We start from the raw sequence: 16,467 nt of genomic DNA, 5'->3' as shown, positions 1-16,467 counted from the left end.
TCCAATTATGGCATTATTTAATTTTCAGAAACCCGATAAAGTAATAATGATCGATTCCTCTGATTTTGAAGGGAAGTTTGAATTTCGCCCTTTGGAACCTGGTTATGGATTAACTGTTGGGAATGCATTAAGACGAGTATTGCTTTCTTCTTTAGAAGGTCATGCAATTACTTCGGTTAGGATAGATAAAGTAGAGCATGAATTCTCTACGATACCTGGCGTTGTTGAAGATGTAACAGAGATTATATTAAACTTGAAACAAGTTCGTTTCAAGAAGCAAATAGAAGATTCTGAAGCTGAAGTTGTTTCAATTTCTGTAAGCGGAAAGAATCAATTAACTGCAGGTGATTTTCAAAAGTTCATTTCTGGATATCAAGTTTTGAATCCTGATTTAGTAATTTGTAATATGGATGCTAAAGTTAGTATCAATATGGAACTTACTATTGAAAAAGGTAGAGGTTATGTACCTGCGGAAGAAAATAAAAAGTCCGGTGCACCATTAGGTACAATAGCAGTGGATTCTATTTTTACACCTATTAAAAATGTAAAGTATAGTATCGAAAACTTTCGTGTAGAGCAAAAAACTGATTATGAAAAATTAGTTTTTGAAATCTCTTCAGATGGTTCTATTCATCCTAAAGATGCTTTAACTGAGGCTGCTAAAGTTCTTATTCACCATTTCATGTTATTCTCTGATGAACGTATTACATTAGAAGCTGATGAAATAGCTCAAACAGAGACTTACGATGAAGAGTCTCTACACATGAGACAATTATTAAAAACTAAATTAGTTGATATGGATCTTTCGGTTCGTGCACTAAACTGTTTAAAAGCAGCTGAAGTTGATACTTTAGGGGATTTAGTTTCTTTTAATAAGAATGACTTGATGAAGTTTAGAAACTTCGGTAAAAAATCGTTAACTGAACTTGAAGAACTTGTAATTAATAAGGGTTTAAGTTTTGGTATGGATTTATCAAAATATAAATTAGATAAAGATTAAATAATCATATTTTGCTCCTCGTTCTATCGAGTTTGGTAGCAAGATGATAAAATTAAAAGATGAGACACGGTAAAAAGATTAATCACTTAGGTAGAAAAACAGCTCACAGAAAAGCAATGTTAGCAAACATGGCTTGTTCTTTGATCGAACACAAAAGAATCAACACTACGGTAGCTAAAGCGAAAGCTTTGAAACAATTTATTGAGCCTTTGATTACAAAATCAAAAGCTGAGAATAATGTTAGTGCTGAAAAAGGTACGCATAACAGACGTATCGTTTTTAAGAATCTTCGTGATAAGTATGCAGTAACTGAGTTGTTCAGTGTTGTTTCTGAGAAAGTTGCTGATAGACCAGGTGGTTATACTAGAATTATTAAGTTAGGAAATCGTTTAGGAGATAACGCTGATATGGCGATGATCGAATTAGTTGATTTCAACGAGTTATACAACGCTGGTAAGCCTAAAAAGAAATCTACTAGAAGAAGTAGAAGATCAGGTGGTGAGGCTGAAGTTGTTTCTGCAGAGAAAGAAACGAAAGTTGAAGAAGCTCAAACTGAAACTGAAGCTAAGACAGATGATTCTAAGGAATAAAATTGTCGATAAATATTAATAATGAAAAAGGATAAGCTTTCTAGCTTATCCTTTTTTTATGTTTTTTTGTGAACGAAATAAATTATAAGACTAAAATGAAATATCAGGCAAAGAGAAAAGCAATAATTTTACTTGCAGACGGTACAATCTTTCATGGTAAATCTGTTGGAGACAAAGAAGGGACAGCTTTTGGTGAAGTATGTTTTAATACAGGTATGACCGGTTATCAAGAAATATTTACAGATCCATCTTATTTCGGGCAAATTATGGTTACTACTAATGCCCATATAGGTAACTATGGGGTAAATATAGATGAAGTAGAATCTGAGTCTATTAAGATTTCAGGCTTGGTGTGTAAAAACTTTAGCTATGAATACTCAAGACCATTGGCAGATGATAGCTTATTAGGTTTTTTAAATAAAAATGAATTTTTCGCTATATCTGATGTTGATACACGTGCATTGGTTAGTTACATTAGAGATAATGGTGCAATGAATGCGGTAATATCTACAGACATAGATAATATAGATGATTTAAAAAATCGTTTAAGTGCAGTGCCTAGTATGGAAGGTTTAGAATTAGCTTCTAAAGTATCGACAAAAGAACCCTATTTTGTTGGCGATGAAGATGCAACATTTAAAATCGCAGCATTAGATATTGGTATTAAAAAGAACATTTTGCGTAACCTAGTTAAGCGAGGTGCTTATGTAAAAGTTTTTCCTTACAATACTAGTTTTGAAGATATGTCAGCTTGGAACCCAGATGCCTTCTTTATTTCTAATGGCCCCGGTGATCCAGAACCTTTAGTTGATGCAATCTCTGCTGTCAAGAAGATGATACAGACAGATAAACCTTTATTTGGAATCTGTTTAGGTCATCAAGTACTGGCTTTGGCAAATGGTGTGTCTACTTATAAGATGCACAATGGCCATAGAGGTATAAACCATCCGATCTTAAATTTAATTACTGGTAAAGGTGAAATTACTTCACATAATCATGGTTTTGCAATTAATAGAGAAGAAACAGAAGCTAATGTGAATTTAGAGATTACGCATACACATCTAAATGATAAAACAGTTGCTGGTATTCGTATGAAAAATAAAGATGTGTTTTCTGTACAATATCACCCAGAAGCAAGTCCGGGTCCACATGATGCAGATTACCTTTTCGATGATTTTTTTAAATTAATTGAGAATTGTTCAAAACATAACGAAATAGTTTAAATAAACATTAATTAATTGGCAAATGTAAGGGCCGAACAAGCTAGTTAAATGCTTGCTTTTGTATCTTTACTTTTTAAACAAACAACTAAAATAAGAGTATAAATGAGTATTATATTAAACGTTCACGCAAGGCAAATTTTTGATTCTAGAGGGAATCCAACAGTTGAAGTAGATGTCGTTACTGAAAACGGAGTAATGGGAAGAGCAGCTGTTCCTTCTGGAGCTTCTACAGGTGAGCATGAGGCGGTTGAGCTTCGCGACGGTGGTAAAGCTTTTATGGGTAAAGGTGTTACACAGGCTGTTGACAATGTTAACAATATTATTGCAGAAGAGATATTAGGAATGAACGTTTTTGATCAAAACCTTTTGGATCAAACAATGATCGATTTAGATGGCACGCCAAATAAATCGAAACTAGGAGCAAATGCTATTTTAGGGGTGTCATTAGCCGCTGCAAAAGCTGCTGCTAATGAATTAGGACTTTCTCTTTTTAGATACATCGGTGGGGTAAGTGCTAATACGCTTCCTGTACCAATGATGAATATTATTAACGGTGGTTCTCACTCAGACGCTCCTATCGCATTTCAAGAATTTATGGTAATGCCTGTTAAAGCAAAAAGCTTTTCACATGCAATGCAAATGGGTACTGAAATTTTTCATCACTTGAAAAAAGTATTACATGATCGTGGTCTTAGTACGGCTGTGGGTGATGAAGGTGGTTTTGCACCAAACCTTGCAGGTGGTACTGAAGATGCTTTAGATACGATTGCAAAAGCAGTTAAAAATGCAGGATATACTTTAGGTGATGACGTGATGATCGCTTTAGATTGTGCCGCAGCAGAATTTTATGTTGATGGTAAATACGACTATACTAAATTTGAAGGAGAATCTGGTGTTATTAGAACTTCTGAAGAGCAAGCTCAATATTTAGCAGATTTAAGTGCTAAATACCCAATTATCTCTATCGAAGATGGTATGGATGAAAATGATTGGGACGGGTGGAAATCTTTGACCGATAAAATCGGAGATAAAGTTCAATTAGTCGGTGATGATTTATTCGTTACAAACGTTGAGCGTCTATCTACTGGTATCGAAAGAGGAATTGCAAATTCAATTTTGATTAAAGTAAATCAAATTGGTACATTGACAGAAACAATTGCTGCGGTAAACATGGCTAAAAATGCTGGTTATACTTCTGTAATGTCTCACCGTTCTGGTGAAACTGAAGATAATACTATTGCTGATTTGGCTGTAGCATTAAATACAGGTCAAATTAAAACAGGATCGGCTTCTAGATCAGATCGTATGGCAAAATACAACCAATTACTTCGTATTGAAGAAGAGTTGGGTAGTACCGCTTATTATCCTCAAGAAAAAGCATTTAAATTGGGATAATTTCTTTAAAGATTATTTAATTAAGCCTTTCTCTTGAGAAAGGCTTTTTTTTTTGGCGTACTTCAAAACTTTAACTACCTTTTGAGAATAAACCATTAATAATACCTCTTTGTTAGCGTATGAATAATTTTCTTTTTGTTTCCGCAGAGAACGATGCTATTCCAGATTGTAAAGCAGGTGGAATGGGTGATGTTGTTAGAGATGTGCCAAGAGAGATATCGAAACGAGGAGATAAAGCTCACGTGGTGGTACCCGCCTACTCAAGATTACATAAAAACGGAATTTTTAAAACTAAACTTGAATTTAGTCTTAGAGGTATGCCTTATACAGCAGAATTGTATGAAGTAGTACCAAAAAGGGTAGATAAGAATATTACACATTATGTAATTCACCATCCTGAAATAGTGGAAGGTGGTATTGCGCATATTTATCATGATGACCCTACCGAGCCATTTTTTAACGATTTTATAAAATTTATAATTTTCTGTACTGCTACGGCAGAGGCCATTAAGGTTGGTGCTTTCGGCGATTTAGATATTGTGCATATGCATGACTGGCATTCTGCAGCACTGTTGTTTATAAAAACATTTCATCCGAATTATCAAGATTTAAAGAAGATGCGATATGTATATACGATTCACAATCTAGCTATACAGGGTATTCGCCCTTTTTATAATAATTACGCATCTGTAAGTCATTGGTTTCCAGAAGTTCAATTGGACCATAAAGCTTTGATGGATCCTCGTTATCAAGATTGTATTAATTTAATGGCGGTGGGTATTCGTTTTGCCGATGCGGTTCATACGGTTTCTCCATCTTACAAAGAAGATGTTCTTTTGCCAAGTAGAAGACCTGAATTTATTGGAGGTGAAAGTTTGGAAAATGATTTGATCAAGGCAGATAATGAAGGACGCCTTTTTGGGATACTGAATGCCAGTAATTACGATAATATTAGAGTTGCTGAAAAAGGTCTGTTGTATAGAAATACCGTCAAAGCTCTTTTTAGATGGCTACAGGATACATCAAAAAAATACAAAGCAGATTTTCTAGCACATACCGGTGAGAAAATTATGCAATATGTTGGTAACAAACCAAAATTTATTGTGTCGAGTGTCGCAAGATTAACCGAACAGAAATTCTACTTTCTAAAGCGTTCTCCTGAAGCTTTTGAGCAAATGCTAGCCAGGTTAGATGAAATAGAAGGTATTTTCATTTTATTAGGTACGGGCGATCCCGATTATGAAGATTTCTTTCGTCATATGAGCTATCAGTACAAGAATTTTGTTTTTACGAACGGACAGTCTGAAGATTTGATCGATTCTATGTATTTAGAAACAGAATTATATTTTATGCCGAGTTTGTTCGAACCGTGCGGTATAAGTCAAATGCTAGCCATGAGAAATGGTAACCCTTGCTTGGTGCATCATACAGGCGGACTAAAAGATACTGTTGAGCATTTACATACCGGTTTTGCTTTTAGTGGTAATACTTATGATGAGCAAATTAGTAATATGGTAAAAAGTTTCGATGAGGCTTTGACCATTTGGGAACATGATAAAGACACCTGGAAAAAGATTAAAGCGAATGCAAAAAAGGCTCGTTTTACCTGGGAAAAATCTTTAGATGAATATTACACTTCACTTTATCTGTTGTAATGAAAGCTATTCATAGAACTTATTGTTAATTTTACCCGAAACAGATTTTTGAAATTGGTAAACCACACTTGTTTTGTTAACTTTACGAGAAGTATTTAAAACGTAAAAATTAAAAATGTCAGATAAAGCTATTTTAGAATATAATGGTGAAAAATATGAGTTTCCTGTTATTAAGGGAACCGAAAACGAACTTGCAATTGATATCGCTACTTTGCGTTCGGTTACCAATGGAATTATAACTATTGATCCAGGGTATAAAAATACAGGGTCATGTGAAAGTGCCATTACTTTTTTAGATGGTGAGAAAGGAATTTTGCGTTACAGAGGATATTCAATTGAAGAGTTAGCTGAGAAGGCAGATTTCTTAGAAGTTGCTTATGCATTGATTTTTGGTGAATTACCAAACGCAAAAGAACTAGCGAAATTTCATAAAGACATTAAAGATGAGTCTCATGTAGATGAAGAGATGAAAAAGATTTTGGACGGTTTTCCAAAATCTGCACACCCAATGGGGGTTTTATCTTCTTTAACAAGTGCATTAATTGCATTCAACCCTTCGACTGTAGATGTTAGCTCTGACGATGCTATGTACCACTCAATTGTGCGTATTCTGGCTAAATTTCCGGTTCTTGTAGCTTGGACATTGCGTAAAAAGAAAGGTCTTCCATTAGATTATGGTGATGATAGTTTAGGGTATGTAGAGAACATTCATAAAATGATGTTTAAGCGTCCTAATCAAGAGTATAAGAAGAACAAACTAATTATCGAAGCTTTAGATAAATTATTGATTTTGCATGCAGATCATGAGCAAAACTGTTCTACAAGTACAGTGCGTATTGTAGGATCTTCTCATGCTGGTTTGTTTGCATCTTTATCTGCGGGTATCTCTGCGCTTTGGGGTCCATTACATGGGGGTGCTAACCAAGCTGTTTTAGAAATGCTTGAAGCTATCGAAGCAGATGGTGGCGATACTAAAAAGTACATGGCGAAAGCTAAAGATAAATCTGATCCTTTTAGATTAATGGGCTTCGGTCATAGAGTTTATAAAAACTTCGATCCACGTGCTAAGATTATTAAAAAGGCTGCCGATGAAGTTTTGGCAGATTTAGGTATCGATGATCCTATTCTTGCAATTGCAAAAGGTTTGGAGAAAGAAGCACTTGAGGATCAATATTTTGTTGACAGAAAATTATATCCAAACGTAGATTTCTATTCTGGTATTATTTATAGAGCTTTAGGTATACCAACAGAAATGTTTACGGTAATGTTCGCTTTAGGTAGATTACCAGGGTGGATCGCACAATGGAGAGAAATGAGACTGAACGGCGAGCCTATTGGTAGACCAAGACAAGTTTATGTTGGTGAAAACTTAAGACCTTTTGTCGAACTGGACAAGAGGTAGATTGCTACCGTTATCAAAAAAACAAAAAGCTCTTTTAATTTTAAAGGGGCTTTTTTTTGTGCCATTTTTTAATTCATTTTAAAATATAAACATATGTTACAGTTAAATATTAACGATGAAGTTTCAAGGTTAAAAGCTGTCGTATTAGGAATCGCTAAAAGCTCTGGACCAACACCTACCGTTGAAGAGGCTTATGACCCAAAATCATTAGAACATATTAAAGCGGGTACGTATCCGGTTGAAGCAGATATGATCGCTGAGATGGAGGGTTTTCGAAAAGTATTCGAGAAATATGATGTTAAGGTTTTTAGACCAGAGGTTCTCGAAGACTGTAATCAAATATTTACTAGAGACATTGCATTTGTTATTGAAAATAAGCTCATCAAAGCAAACATACTACCTGATCGCGAAAAAGAGGTCGAAGCGATTTTACATGTTTTGGATAAAATCGATGATGAAAATATTCTAACACCGCCAGATGACGTTCATGTTGAAGGTGGTGATGTTATGCCTTGGAACGATTATATTTTTGTAGGCACCTATACCGCTCCCGACTATTCTGCTTATATAACTGCACGAACTAATAAAGCTGCTGTAACATATTTAACGAAACAATTTCCGCATAAGACGGTTAAGTCATTCGAATTAAGAAAGTCTAATACGGTGGCACAAGAGAATGCATTGCATTTAGATTGTTGTTTTCAACCTCTAGGTAAAGGGAAAGCTATTTTGCACAAAAACGGATTCTTGGTAGAAGAGGAATACCAATGGTTGGTAGACTTTTTTGGTAAAAAAAATGTGTTTGAAATAGATGCCAATGAAATGTACCATATGTATAGTAACGTCTTTTCAATTTCACCAGATGTCGTAGTATCTGAACGTAATTTTACACGTCTTAACAATTGGTTGCGTGAACAAGGTTTTACGGTAGAAGAAATTGCGTATGCCGAAATATCAAAACAAGAAGGTTTATTACGCTGCAGTACTTTACCACTCATAAGAGAATAATTTAAAAAAAATAAAAAGAGAAATTTAATTACTACCCCGATATGCAAATAACAAATACTATACTCATGATTCGCCCGGTGTCGTTTAGAATGAACGAGCAGACCGCTGTCAATAACTACTTCATGGAAGATATTGATATGAAGAATCAAGAAATAAATCAAAAAGCTCAAGATGAGTTTGATGCTTTTGTAACCGTATTAAAGAATAAGGGAGTTAATGTTATCGTTGTCCAAGACACTAAAGAACCAGACACTCCAGATAGTGTTTTTCCTAACAACTGGATCTCTTTTCATTCAAATGGTACAGTCGGTATCTACCCAATGTTTGCCGAAAATAGAAGAAATGAAAGAAGAGAAGATATTTTCGAGATATTAGAACAAAGCGGTTTTAAGATTAATGATGTCGTAGATTACACTTCTGCTGAAGAAGAAGGGTTTTATCTTGAGGGCACGGGAAGTATTTTGTTAGATAGGGTAAATAAAAAAGCATATTGCGCTTTGTCTGAGCGAGCAGATGAAGACTTGTTTATAGAATTCTGTGAGGATTTTGATTTCTTTCCGGTGATATTTACGGCAAATCAGTCGGTTGATGGTAAAAGATTGCCTATTTATCATACCAATGTCATGATGGCTTTGGCTGAAAATTTCGTTGTTATTTGTCCGGCTACGATCGATGATAAGAAAGAGCGTAAGAATGTGTTAGACCATTTAAAGAACGATGGTAAAGAAATTATAACTATCACTGAGCAACAAATGCATCACTTTGCAGGTAATATGTTGCAAGTATTAGGATCCGATGATAAGAGATATATGGTCATGAGTTCTGCTGCATACCATAGTTTATCGCCTGAGCAGATTGCCCAAATAGAAAATCACTGTGCAATTTTACATAGCTCGTTACAAACTATCGAAACTTGTGGCGGTGGTAGTGCTCGCTGTATGATGGCAGAAGTTTTTCTTCCGAAGAGTTAAAAAAGGGTCTGGGGAAATTTTAATTTTAAAATTGAATGAGTTAAATAAGTTAGTATACATTGATTATCTTCATTACAATAGTATTTTAATTTTTTCACATTTTAATAAATAGTATGAAGCAAAAGCCAGTCAATACTTTTTTAATCTTAATGATAATTGGAGTTTTTCTGGTATTTGCAGGTTCTCCAAAAATATCTGAACTTGAGATAGTTGAAGCCGAAAATAGCAGCGAATTAACTTCTGATGATTCTTATACTAAAATGATGGATGTACTTACCCATCAACGCTGTATGAATTGTCACCCAAGTGACCACATACCAAAACAGGGCGATACTAGTCATCCGCATCATTTTGGCATGGCTAGAGGGGAAGATGATCATGGCTTTGAAGCAACGAGCTGTAATACATGTCATCAATCTGAAAATAATTTAAATTCAGGTGTTCCCGGTGCTCCTCATTGGGCATTGGCACCGGCTTCAATGGCATGGGAAGGACTCACTCGCGAACAAATAGCAGAACGTTTACTTGATAAAAGCACGAATGGCAATCGAAGTCATCAAGAACTTATTGAGCATATGACCGAAGATGATTTGGTGCTTTGGGCATGGGATCCAGGCGTAGATGCTGATGGTAAGCCAAGAACTATACCACCAGTTTCAAAAGAAGATTTTAAGAAAGCTGTTGAAAACTGGTTTGCTGACGGAGCAATAATACCTTCTAAATAATAAAACCTTATGGAAATTTCCTTGACTGTAAACGGTGTCGTAAAAACCGTAGCTATAGCAGATGAAAACACCCCTCTACTTTGGGTCGTTAGAAATACTTTAGATTTAAAAGGTACAAAGTTCGGATGCGGAAAAGCGGCTTGCGGTGCATGTACTTTACATGTAGATGGTGAAGCGGTCAGGTCGTGTTCTTATCCCGTAAAATTTGCGGAAGGAAAAAAAGTGACTACCATAGAAGGTTTAGGAGATAGAGAAAATCCACATCCTGTTCAACAGGCATGGATAGAGGAAATTGTACCGCAATGTGGCTATTGTCAACCAGGTTTTATGATGGCAACGGCAGCATTGTTAAGCAAAGTGCCTAAACCAACAGATGAAGATATAGATAAGAACATTATAAATGTATGTCGCTGTGGTACTTATTACCGAATGCGAAAAGCCATACATAAAGCGGCGGAGTTGCAAGCAGAGAAGGTGATTAATGAATCTAAAGAGTTATAATAGATGGCTGGTAAAGAAAAAGATTCAAAGAAAGTGTCTAGAAGAAAATTTTTGGTCAAAGGCGGATTAGGAACTATTGGTGTTGTCGCAATTGGAGCCTACTTATTTAGAAGTCCTATTCGACGTCAAATTTTGGGTGTGGTTAATTCTCTTGAAGCGCCTTATCTAGATAATATTGACCAACCTATGATTTGGTTCGAGGTCACCTCTGATAATAATATCTTGTTACATTCTCCCAAAATGGAAATGGGGCAGGGCACATTTACAGGTATTGCCCAAATGGCTGCCGAAGAATTGTCGGTATCTATGAATCAGATTCAGGTAGTACATGCTGCTTCTTCAACTGGAAATGTAGATAGTTTTGCCACTGGAGGTAGTACTTCTATATCTGGACTGTGGAAACCGCTTAGAGAACTTTCTGCCATGCTTCGGGTGATGCTTTTAAAAGAAGCTGCTCTTAAAATGAATGTAGATGTCGATCAGCTTTCTGTCGTAGATGGCGTTATATCTGGCAACGGAAAAACATTGACTTATGCTCAGGCGGCAGAGGGAGTTGAGAATTGGGAAGTGCCAGATGTTCCTGTATTAAAAGAGGCTAAAGATTATAAATATATAGGTCAACCAATTGCTAGGGTTGATTTGGATGCGAAAGTATACGGAGATCCGATATTCGGGATGGATGCAGAAATGCCTGGTATGCTTTATGGTGCGGTTGTAAGAGCTTCTAAAATAGGCTCAACATTTGTCAGTGCAGATACCAATGCAGCAGAGAGTATGCCTGGTGTAGTTAAAATTGTGGTAGAAGATGATTTTGTAGGTGTAGTGGCTAATTCTATGATAGAAGCTGAAAATGCTAAAGAAGCTATTAATGTAACTTGGGATAGTTATGATAATTTAAATACCGAGGCAATCGTAAAAATGATGACTGTCGGTAACGGAAAGTCTTCGGTGATACAGAAGAACGGCGACTCTTTTGATGATCAAGAGGAAGTAGTGACTTTAGAATTTAGAAGTCCGATTGGTGCACATGCTCAAATCGAACCAAATGGTGTTGTTGCTTTTGTAGATGGTGATACTGCGACAATAAAAATATCGACTCAGGTTGTAGGTCTTACTAGAAAAGAGGTTGCCAAGCGATTAGATTTAGATGCAGAAAAAGTCAATGTTATACCTACTTATTTAGGTGGTGGTTTTGGTAGAAGATTACATACACCACATGCTGTTCAGGCTGCTGTTATGTCTAAAGCTGTCGGTAAACCTGTTAAATACTTTTTTAGTAGAAAAGAAGAATTTCAACATGATATGTTTCGACCACCAACACATCATGTTATTAAAGGAAAATTAAATGCGGAGGGCTATTTAGACGGACTAGAACATCAATTCGTGAGTGGCGATGTTGCTACCGATTCTGCTCTAATACCTAATGCGCTTACTAACTTTTTGGGTGCAGATGTTGGTGCCATTCGTGGCGGATTCATTCAATACACTGCTATACCGAATTTTAAAGCGGAGTGCTGGCATGTTGAGTTGCCTTTTGCTACCAGTTGGTGGCGTAGTCTGGGGTTGTTGGCCAATACGTTCGCCATGGAAAGTTTTATAGATGAAATGGCGCTAAAAGCGAAAAAAAATGCAGTCGATTTTAGATTGCATCAAATAGCAGATGAACCAATTGACATTCGTTTAAAAAATGTTATTAAAGCCGCTGCCGAAAAAGCTAACTATAGTGAAGAAGTAAAAGATGGTCGTGCTATGGGCTTTGCTGCCTCAATAGATGCGAATACGCCATGCGCGCAGGTGGCAGAGGTTTCTATTGTTGATAATGAGATTGTAGTGCATAGAGTTACAATCGCTATGGATCCAGGTTTAGCCGTTAATCCTGATCAGATACGTGCGCAATGCGAAGGTTGTGTAATTATGGGGATGAGTGCCGTTCTTTATGAGCAAATGTTCGTGAAAGACGGGGAATTAACTCCGACCATATATGGACCATACCAAATGGCTTTAATGAAGAATGCACCAAAAGAAATTGATGTATTTTTATTGCAAGGTAAAGATACACCAGGTGCAGTAGGGGAGCCGCCTCTAGGACCAATTGGAGCTGCAATCGCAAATGCCGTTAGACGCTTAACAGGAGAACGCTTAACTGAGTTGCCTTTAAAGCTTTCAAAGAAAGCATAACAGAAGTTCTGGTTATTGATTAGCATTTTTCTGATCAGCGATGTTTTTAATCATTCCGCCAAAAATGAAGTAGTGGAGCGGTACTATACTGTACCAGTACAATCTACCTCGTAAGCCGCGCGGTCTAAAGGTTGCGGTTTGATGTAGCACATTGTCTTCATCAATTTTAAACTCTAACCAAGCTTCGCCTGGTAGTTTCATTTCGGCAAATAGCAGTAGTCGTTTTGCCTTTTTATCAGCTAATAGTACCCGCCAAAAATCTAATGAATCACCAGCAAATATTTTGTTAGGATGTGTTCTTCCGCGCCTCAAACCAACTCCGCCAGAAAGCTTGTCCAAAAATCCGCGTATTTTCCAAAGCCAATTGCCGTAATACCATCCGGTTTCACCGCCAATGCTCCAAATGCGTTCTAAAACTTCCTCGGGATTCGAAACTTTTACTTGCTTATAATCCTTCAGTACTCCAAATTTCGGGACTTGTATATGCTTTTCAAGATTATCGACAAATCGCCCACTGATCATACTATCCTTCCAACTACTTATTACTAAGTTTTGCTCAATTTTTTTAAAGGCTAAATCAATTGCTTCTTTGTAGGTGTGTGGAGTAATGCCGAGAATATCTTGTAATCGTGTGTCTTTTGCCACTACTTCAATCTTCATACTATCCACCAGATTCAATGCTAGTTTGTATGAGGTTGAGGTTACAAAATATAACCAATACGAAGATAGTTTAGGGGTCATAACTGGTACGGTCCATATCCAGTTTTTGAAACCCCTGACTTCTGCATATCTATGCAGCATTTCTTTATAGGTCATTACATTTGGTCCGGCAATGTCGAAAGAATCGTTGAACGTTTTTTCATTTCCTAATACACCTGTTAGAAATGTAATGACATCACGTATGGCAATAGGTTGCGTTTTTGTCAATACCCATTTCGGCGTAACCATCACAGGTAATTTTTCACACAAATCACGAATAATTTCAAAAGAAGAACTACCCGACCCTACAATAATTCCTGCTCTTAAAACCGTTAATTTAAAGTCGCCTTGGTATAAAATGTCTTCTACATTTTTTCTTGATTGTAAATGTTTAGAAAGATTGTTGTCATTGACAATTCCACTCAAATAAATTACTTGTTGAATTTGAGTATCGGCAACATATTTATTGAAATTTTCTGCCGTTTTCGCCTCCATTTCATCAAAATCTTGTATTGACGAACTCATGGAGTGAATTAGAAAATAAGCGGCATCAATATCTTTCGGTACTACATTTTTTTTTGGTTCTTCTAGAAAGTCAATTTCAATGACATCTATTTGTTGCCTGGTTTCTTTATCTACAGAAAGTCTAGTTTCATCACGTACAGCACAAACTATCTCATGCCCCATTTCTAAAAGCTGTGGTAAAAGACGCATACCTATATAACCATTGGCACCTGTAAGTAATATTTTCATAAATCTTCTATAGCGGTTGGTGCATTATCAGCTTTAAAGCCCAATAGTTTTTTAAAGAATTTCTGTACTGCTTTGGTGTCAGATTCAACTTTAATAAAATGATGGTCTCGATAAATGGAATAAACAGATGCTTCTCCTTTATAAAGGGTGAGTTTATAGTAAGGTATAATCAATGCATAGCTTTCTAGCAAAGAGCGAAAACCGACAATAATACCTTTAGGTCTCATTTCTATATTACAGATATCTCTGTTATTGTCTAAAATCAATAAATTTCTAATTTCTACACTAGTGTTGGTAATAATGAGTTTTGGAGAGCCAATGCCACCCAATGTCCATCGTTCTTTTAATGTAAAAGGCTTACCAACTTCTTCATTTATTTTTCTGGTAATCTCCTTATTATTGTAAGATACATTTACAAGCATGCGTATTTGATTGTGGTGTTTTTATTAAAGTTAGCGAAAAGGCGAATGAATGCCGCATCTGTTTACCTTAAAAGCCTAAAAAATGATTAGTTTTGCAGCCTTAATTAAACGTTTTGGTGAATATTCAAGAGGTACTATCAGATAAAGTAAAAGAAGCGGTTCAATCTATCTTTGACAAGCAATTGCCAAACGTAGAATTTCAACCTACGCGTAAAGATTTTGAAGGCGATATCACTATTGTGGTTTTCCCGATGTTGCGCTTGGTAAAGGGGAATCCGGTTCAAATTGGTGAGCAGATTGGTGCATACTTAGAGGAGCATGTAGATGCTGTTGCTAGCTTTAACGTGATTAAAGGTTTTTTGAATATCGTTATTAACGATGGTTTCTATTTAGATTTTTTCAATTCGATTTTTTCAACCGAGAATTTCGGATTTGTAAAGGAGTCAGATGATGCGGTAATGGTAGAATATTCTTCTCCGAATACCAATAAGCCATTGCACCTTGGGCATATTCGTAATAATTTATTAGGATATTCTGTTGCTGAAATTTTAAAGGCATCTGGTAAAAAAGTGTACAAAACCCAAATTATTAATGACCGCGGAATTCATATTTGTAAAAGTATGGTCGCTTGGCAGAAATTTGGAAACGGAGAAACGCCTTCTTCGACAGGTCTTAAAGGAGATAAGCTAGTTGGCAATTATTACGTTGCTTTTGATAAAGCGTACAAAGAACAAATAGCAACATTAGTTGCTGAAGGTACTGACTTGAAAGTTGCAGAAAAAGAAGCTCCTATTTTGCAGGAAGCTCAAGAAATGCTTTTAAAATGGGAAGCTGGTGATGCTGATACCGTTGAACTTTGGAAAACCATGAACGGATGGGTGTATAAAGGTTTTGAGGTTACCTATAAGAATTTAGGAGTCGATTTTGATAACCTGTACTATGAAAGTGACACCTATCTTTTAGGTAAAGATGTGGTTGCTGAAGGATTAAAAAAAGGAGTTTTCTTTAAAAAGGAAGATGGTAGTGTTTGGATTGATTTGACCGAAGACGGGCTAGATGAGAAAATTGTTCTTCGTTCAGATGGTACTGCTGTTTACATGACCCAAGATATTGGTACCGCGATACAACGTGTAAAAGATCACCCAGATGTAAACGGAATGGTGTACACTGTTGGTAATGAGCAAGATTATCATTTTAAAGTATTGTTCTTAATTCTACAGAAACTTGGTTTCTCTTGGTCTAAAAAACTACATCACCTAAGTTATGGGATGGTAGATTTACCTAGCGGAAAAATGAAAAGTAGAGAGGGTACTGTTGTTGATGCCGATGATCTTATGGCTGATATGACCCAAACTGCCGCTACAATTTCAGAAGAATTAGGTAAGCTTGAAGATTATAATGAAACCGAAAAGCAATCGCTTTATAAAATGATTGGTTTAGGTGCTTTAAAATATTACATATTAAAAGTAGATCCTAAAAAACGAATCTTATTTGACCCTAAAGAGTCGGTAGACTTTCAAGGAAACACTGGTCCGTTTATTCAATATACTTATGCACGTATTCAGTCTATCTTAAGAAAGGCAGTAAGCATGGGTATCGACATTTCTAAGGATGCCAAGGTTACAGAATTACACGGAAAGGAAAAGGAGTTGATTAAGCAGCTTGAAATTTTCCCAGAAATTATTCAATTAGCTGCGGATAATTATAGTCCGGCATTGATTGCGAATTATACCTATGATTTGGTGAAGGAATTTAATTCGTTCTACCAGCAAGTTTCTATACTAGGAGAGTCTGATGATGAGAAAAAAGTTTTTCGTGTTCAGTTATCTAAGAAAGTAGCTGAAGTAATACAAGATGCATTTAGATTGTTGGGTGTTGAAGTGCCTGAACGTATGTAAAAAAAAAGATCGCCGAAGCGATCTTTTTCATAGCAACTATAATTATT

14 protein-coding genes are annotated in these 16,467 nt (G+C 36.1%); 12 read left to right on the top strand and 2 right to left on the bottom strand.

The features are described 5' to 3' along the window. Positions 1-7: 7 nt before the first annotated feature. From ACEN2N_RS01820 to ACEN2N_RS01770, 11 genes are all read left to right on the top strand, one after another. The gene (locus tag ACEN2N_RS01820; protein WP_441822737.1) at positions 8-1,000 is read left to right on the top strand and encodes a DNA-directed RNA polymerase subunit alpha; all 993 of its coding nucleotides are present in this window, start codon (positions 8-10) and stop codon (positions 998-1,000) included. A 59-nt stretch (positions 1,001-1,059) separates the two neighbouring features. Continuing rightward, positions 1,060-1,590, top strand: coding sequence for a 50S ribosomal protein L17 (gene rplQ / locus ACEN2N_RS01815; protein WP_441822736.1), 531 nt, complete (start codon positions 1,060-1,062; stop codon positions 1,588-1,590). Between the two features lie 95 nt (positions 1,591-1,685). Beyond that, positions 1,686-2,813, top strand: a complete 1,128-nt coding sequence (gene carA / locus ACEN2N_RS01810) for a glutamine-hydrolyzing carbamoyl-phosphate synthase small subunit (protein ID WP_441822735.1) — start codon at positions 1,686-1,688, stop codon at positions 2,811-2,813. A 102-nt stretch (positions 2,814-2,915) separates the two neighbouring features. After that, a complete protein-coding gene (gene eno / locus ACEN2N_RS01805) occupies positions 2,916-4,208 on the top strand; it encodes a phosphopyruvate hydratase (protein WP_423997989.1) in 1,293 nt (430 codons plus the stop codon). 119 nt (positions 4,209-4,327) lie between these two features. Next, positions 4,328-5,863 carry a glycogen synthase gene (locus tag ACEN2N_RS01800; RefSeq protein WP_441822734.1) on the top strand — a complete coding sequence of 512 codons (1,536 nt, stop codon included), beginning with the start codon at positions 4,328-4,330 and terminating at the stop codon, positions 5,861-5,863. A 115-nt stretch (positions 5,864-5,978) separates the two neighbouring features. Beyond that, positions 5,979-7,265 (top strand): citrate synthase, encoded by a 1,287-nt coding sequence (locus ACEN2N_RS01795; RefSeq protein WP_441822733.1) that lies wholly within the window; start codon positions 5,979-5,981, stop codon positions 7,263-7,265. Between the two features lie 93 nt (positions 7,266-7,358). Then, entirely contained in the window at positions 7,359-8,273 is a 915-nt protein-coding gene (locus ACEN2N_RS01790; RefSeq protein ID WP_441822732.1) for a dimethylarginine dimethylaminohydrolase family protein, read from the top strand. A 41-nt stretch (positions 8,274-8,314) separates the two neighbouring features. Then, positions 8,315-9,244, top strand: a complete 930-nt coding sequence (gene ctlX / locus ACEN2N_RS01785; RefSeq protein WP_441822731.1) for a citrulline utilization hydrolase CtlX — start codon at positions 8,315-8,317, stop codon at positions 9,242-9,244. A gap of 113 nt (positions 9,245-9,357) precedes the next feature. After that, entirely contained in the window at positions 9,358-9,969 is a 612-nt protein-coding gene (locus tag ACEN2N_RS01780) for a hypothetical protein (RefSeq protein ID WP_441822730.1), read from the top strand. Between the two features lie 9 nt (positions 9,970-9,978). Next, positions 9,979-10,470: a (2Fe-2S)-binding protein gene (locus tag ACEN2N_RS01775; RefSeq protein ID WP_441822729.1), complete on the top strand. Its 492-nt coding sequence runs from the start codon at positions 9,979-9,981 to the stop codon at positions 10,468-10,470. Between the two features lie 3 nt (positions 10,471-10,473). Next, positions 10,474-12,648, top strand: coding sequence for a molybdopterin cofactor-binding domain-containing protein (locus tag ACEN2N_RS01770; RefSeq protein WP_441822728.1), 2,175 nt, complete (start codon positions 10,474-10,476; stop codon positions 12,646-12,648). A 12-nt stretch (positions 12,649-12,660) separates the two neighbouring features. Here the strand turns inward: ACEN2N_RS01770 and ACEN2N_RS01765 are convergent, their stop codons facing one another. Continuing rightward, positions 12,661-14,100, bottom strand: coding sequence for an SDR family oxidoreductase (locus ACEN2N_RS01765; RefSeq protein WP_441822727.1), 1,440 nt, complete (start codon positions 14,098-14,100; stop codon positions 12,661-12,663). Next, positions 14,097-14,522 carry a hypothetical protein gene (locus ACEN2N_RS01760; RefSeq protein WP_441822726.1) on the bottom strand — a complete coding sequence of 142 codons (426 nt, stop codon included), beginning with the start codon at positions 14,520-14,522 and terminating at the stop codon, positions 14,097-14,099. The genes ACEN2N_RS01765 and ACEN2N_RS01760 overlap by 4 nt, the downstream gene beginning before the upstream one ends. Positions 14,523-14,638: 116 nt before the next feature. Between ACEN2N_RS01760 and argS the strand changes: the two genes are divergently transcribed. Further along, on the top strand, positions 14,639-16,420 hold the full coding sequence (gene argS / locus ACEN2N_RS01755; RefSeq protein ID WP_441823123.1) for an arginine--tRNA ligase: 1,782 nt from the start codon (positions 14,639-14,641) through the stop codon (positions 16,418-16,420). Positions 16,421-16,467 lie beyond the last annotated feature (47 nt).

It is taken from the genome of Maribacter spongiicola (assembly GCF_052119685.1).
In the GTDB taxonomy this organism is placed as follows: Bacteria; Bacteroidota; Bacteroidia; order Flavobacteriales; family Flavobacteriaceae; genus Maribacter; species Maribacter spongiicola_A.
Note: the sequence above shows the minus strand (reverse complement) of the source record. Positions and strands in the feature narration are given on the sequence as shown.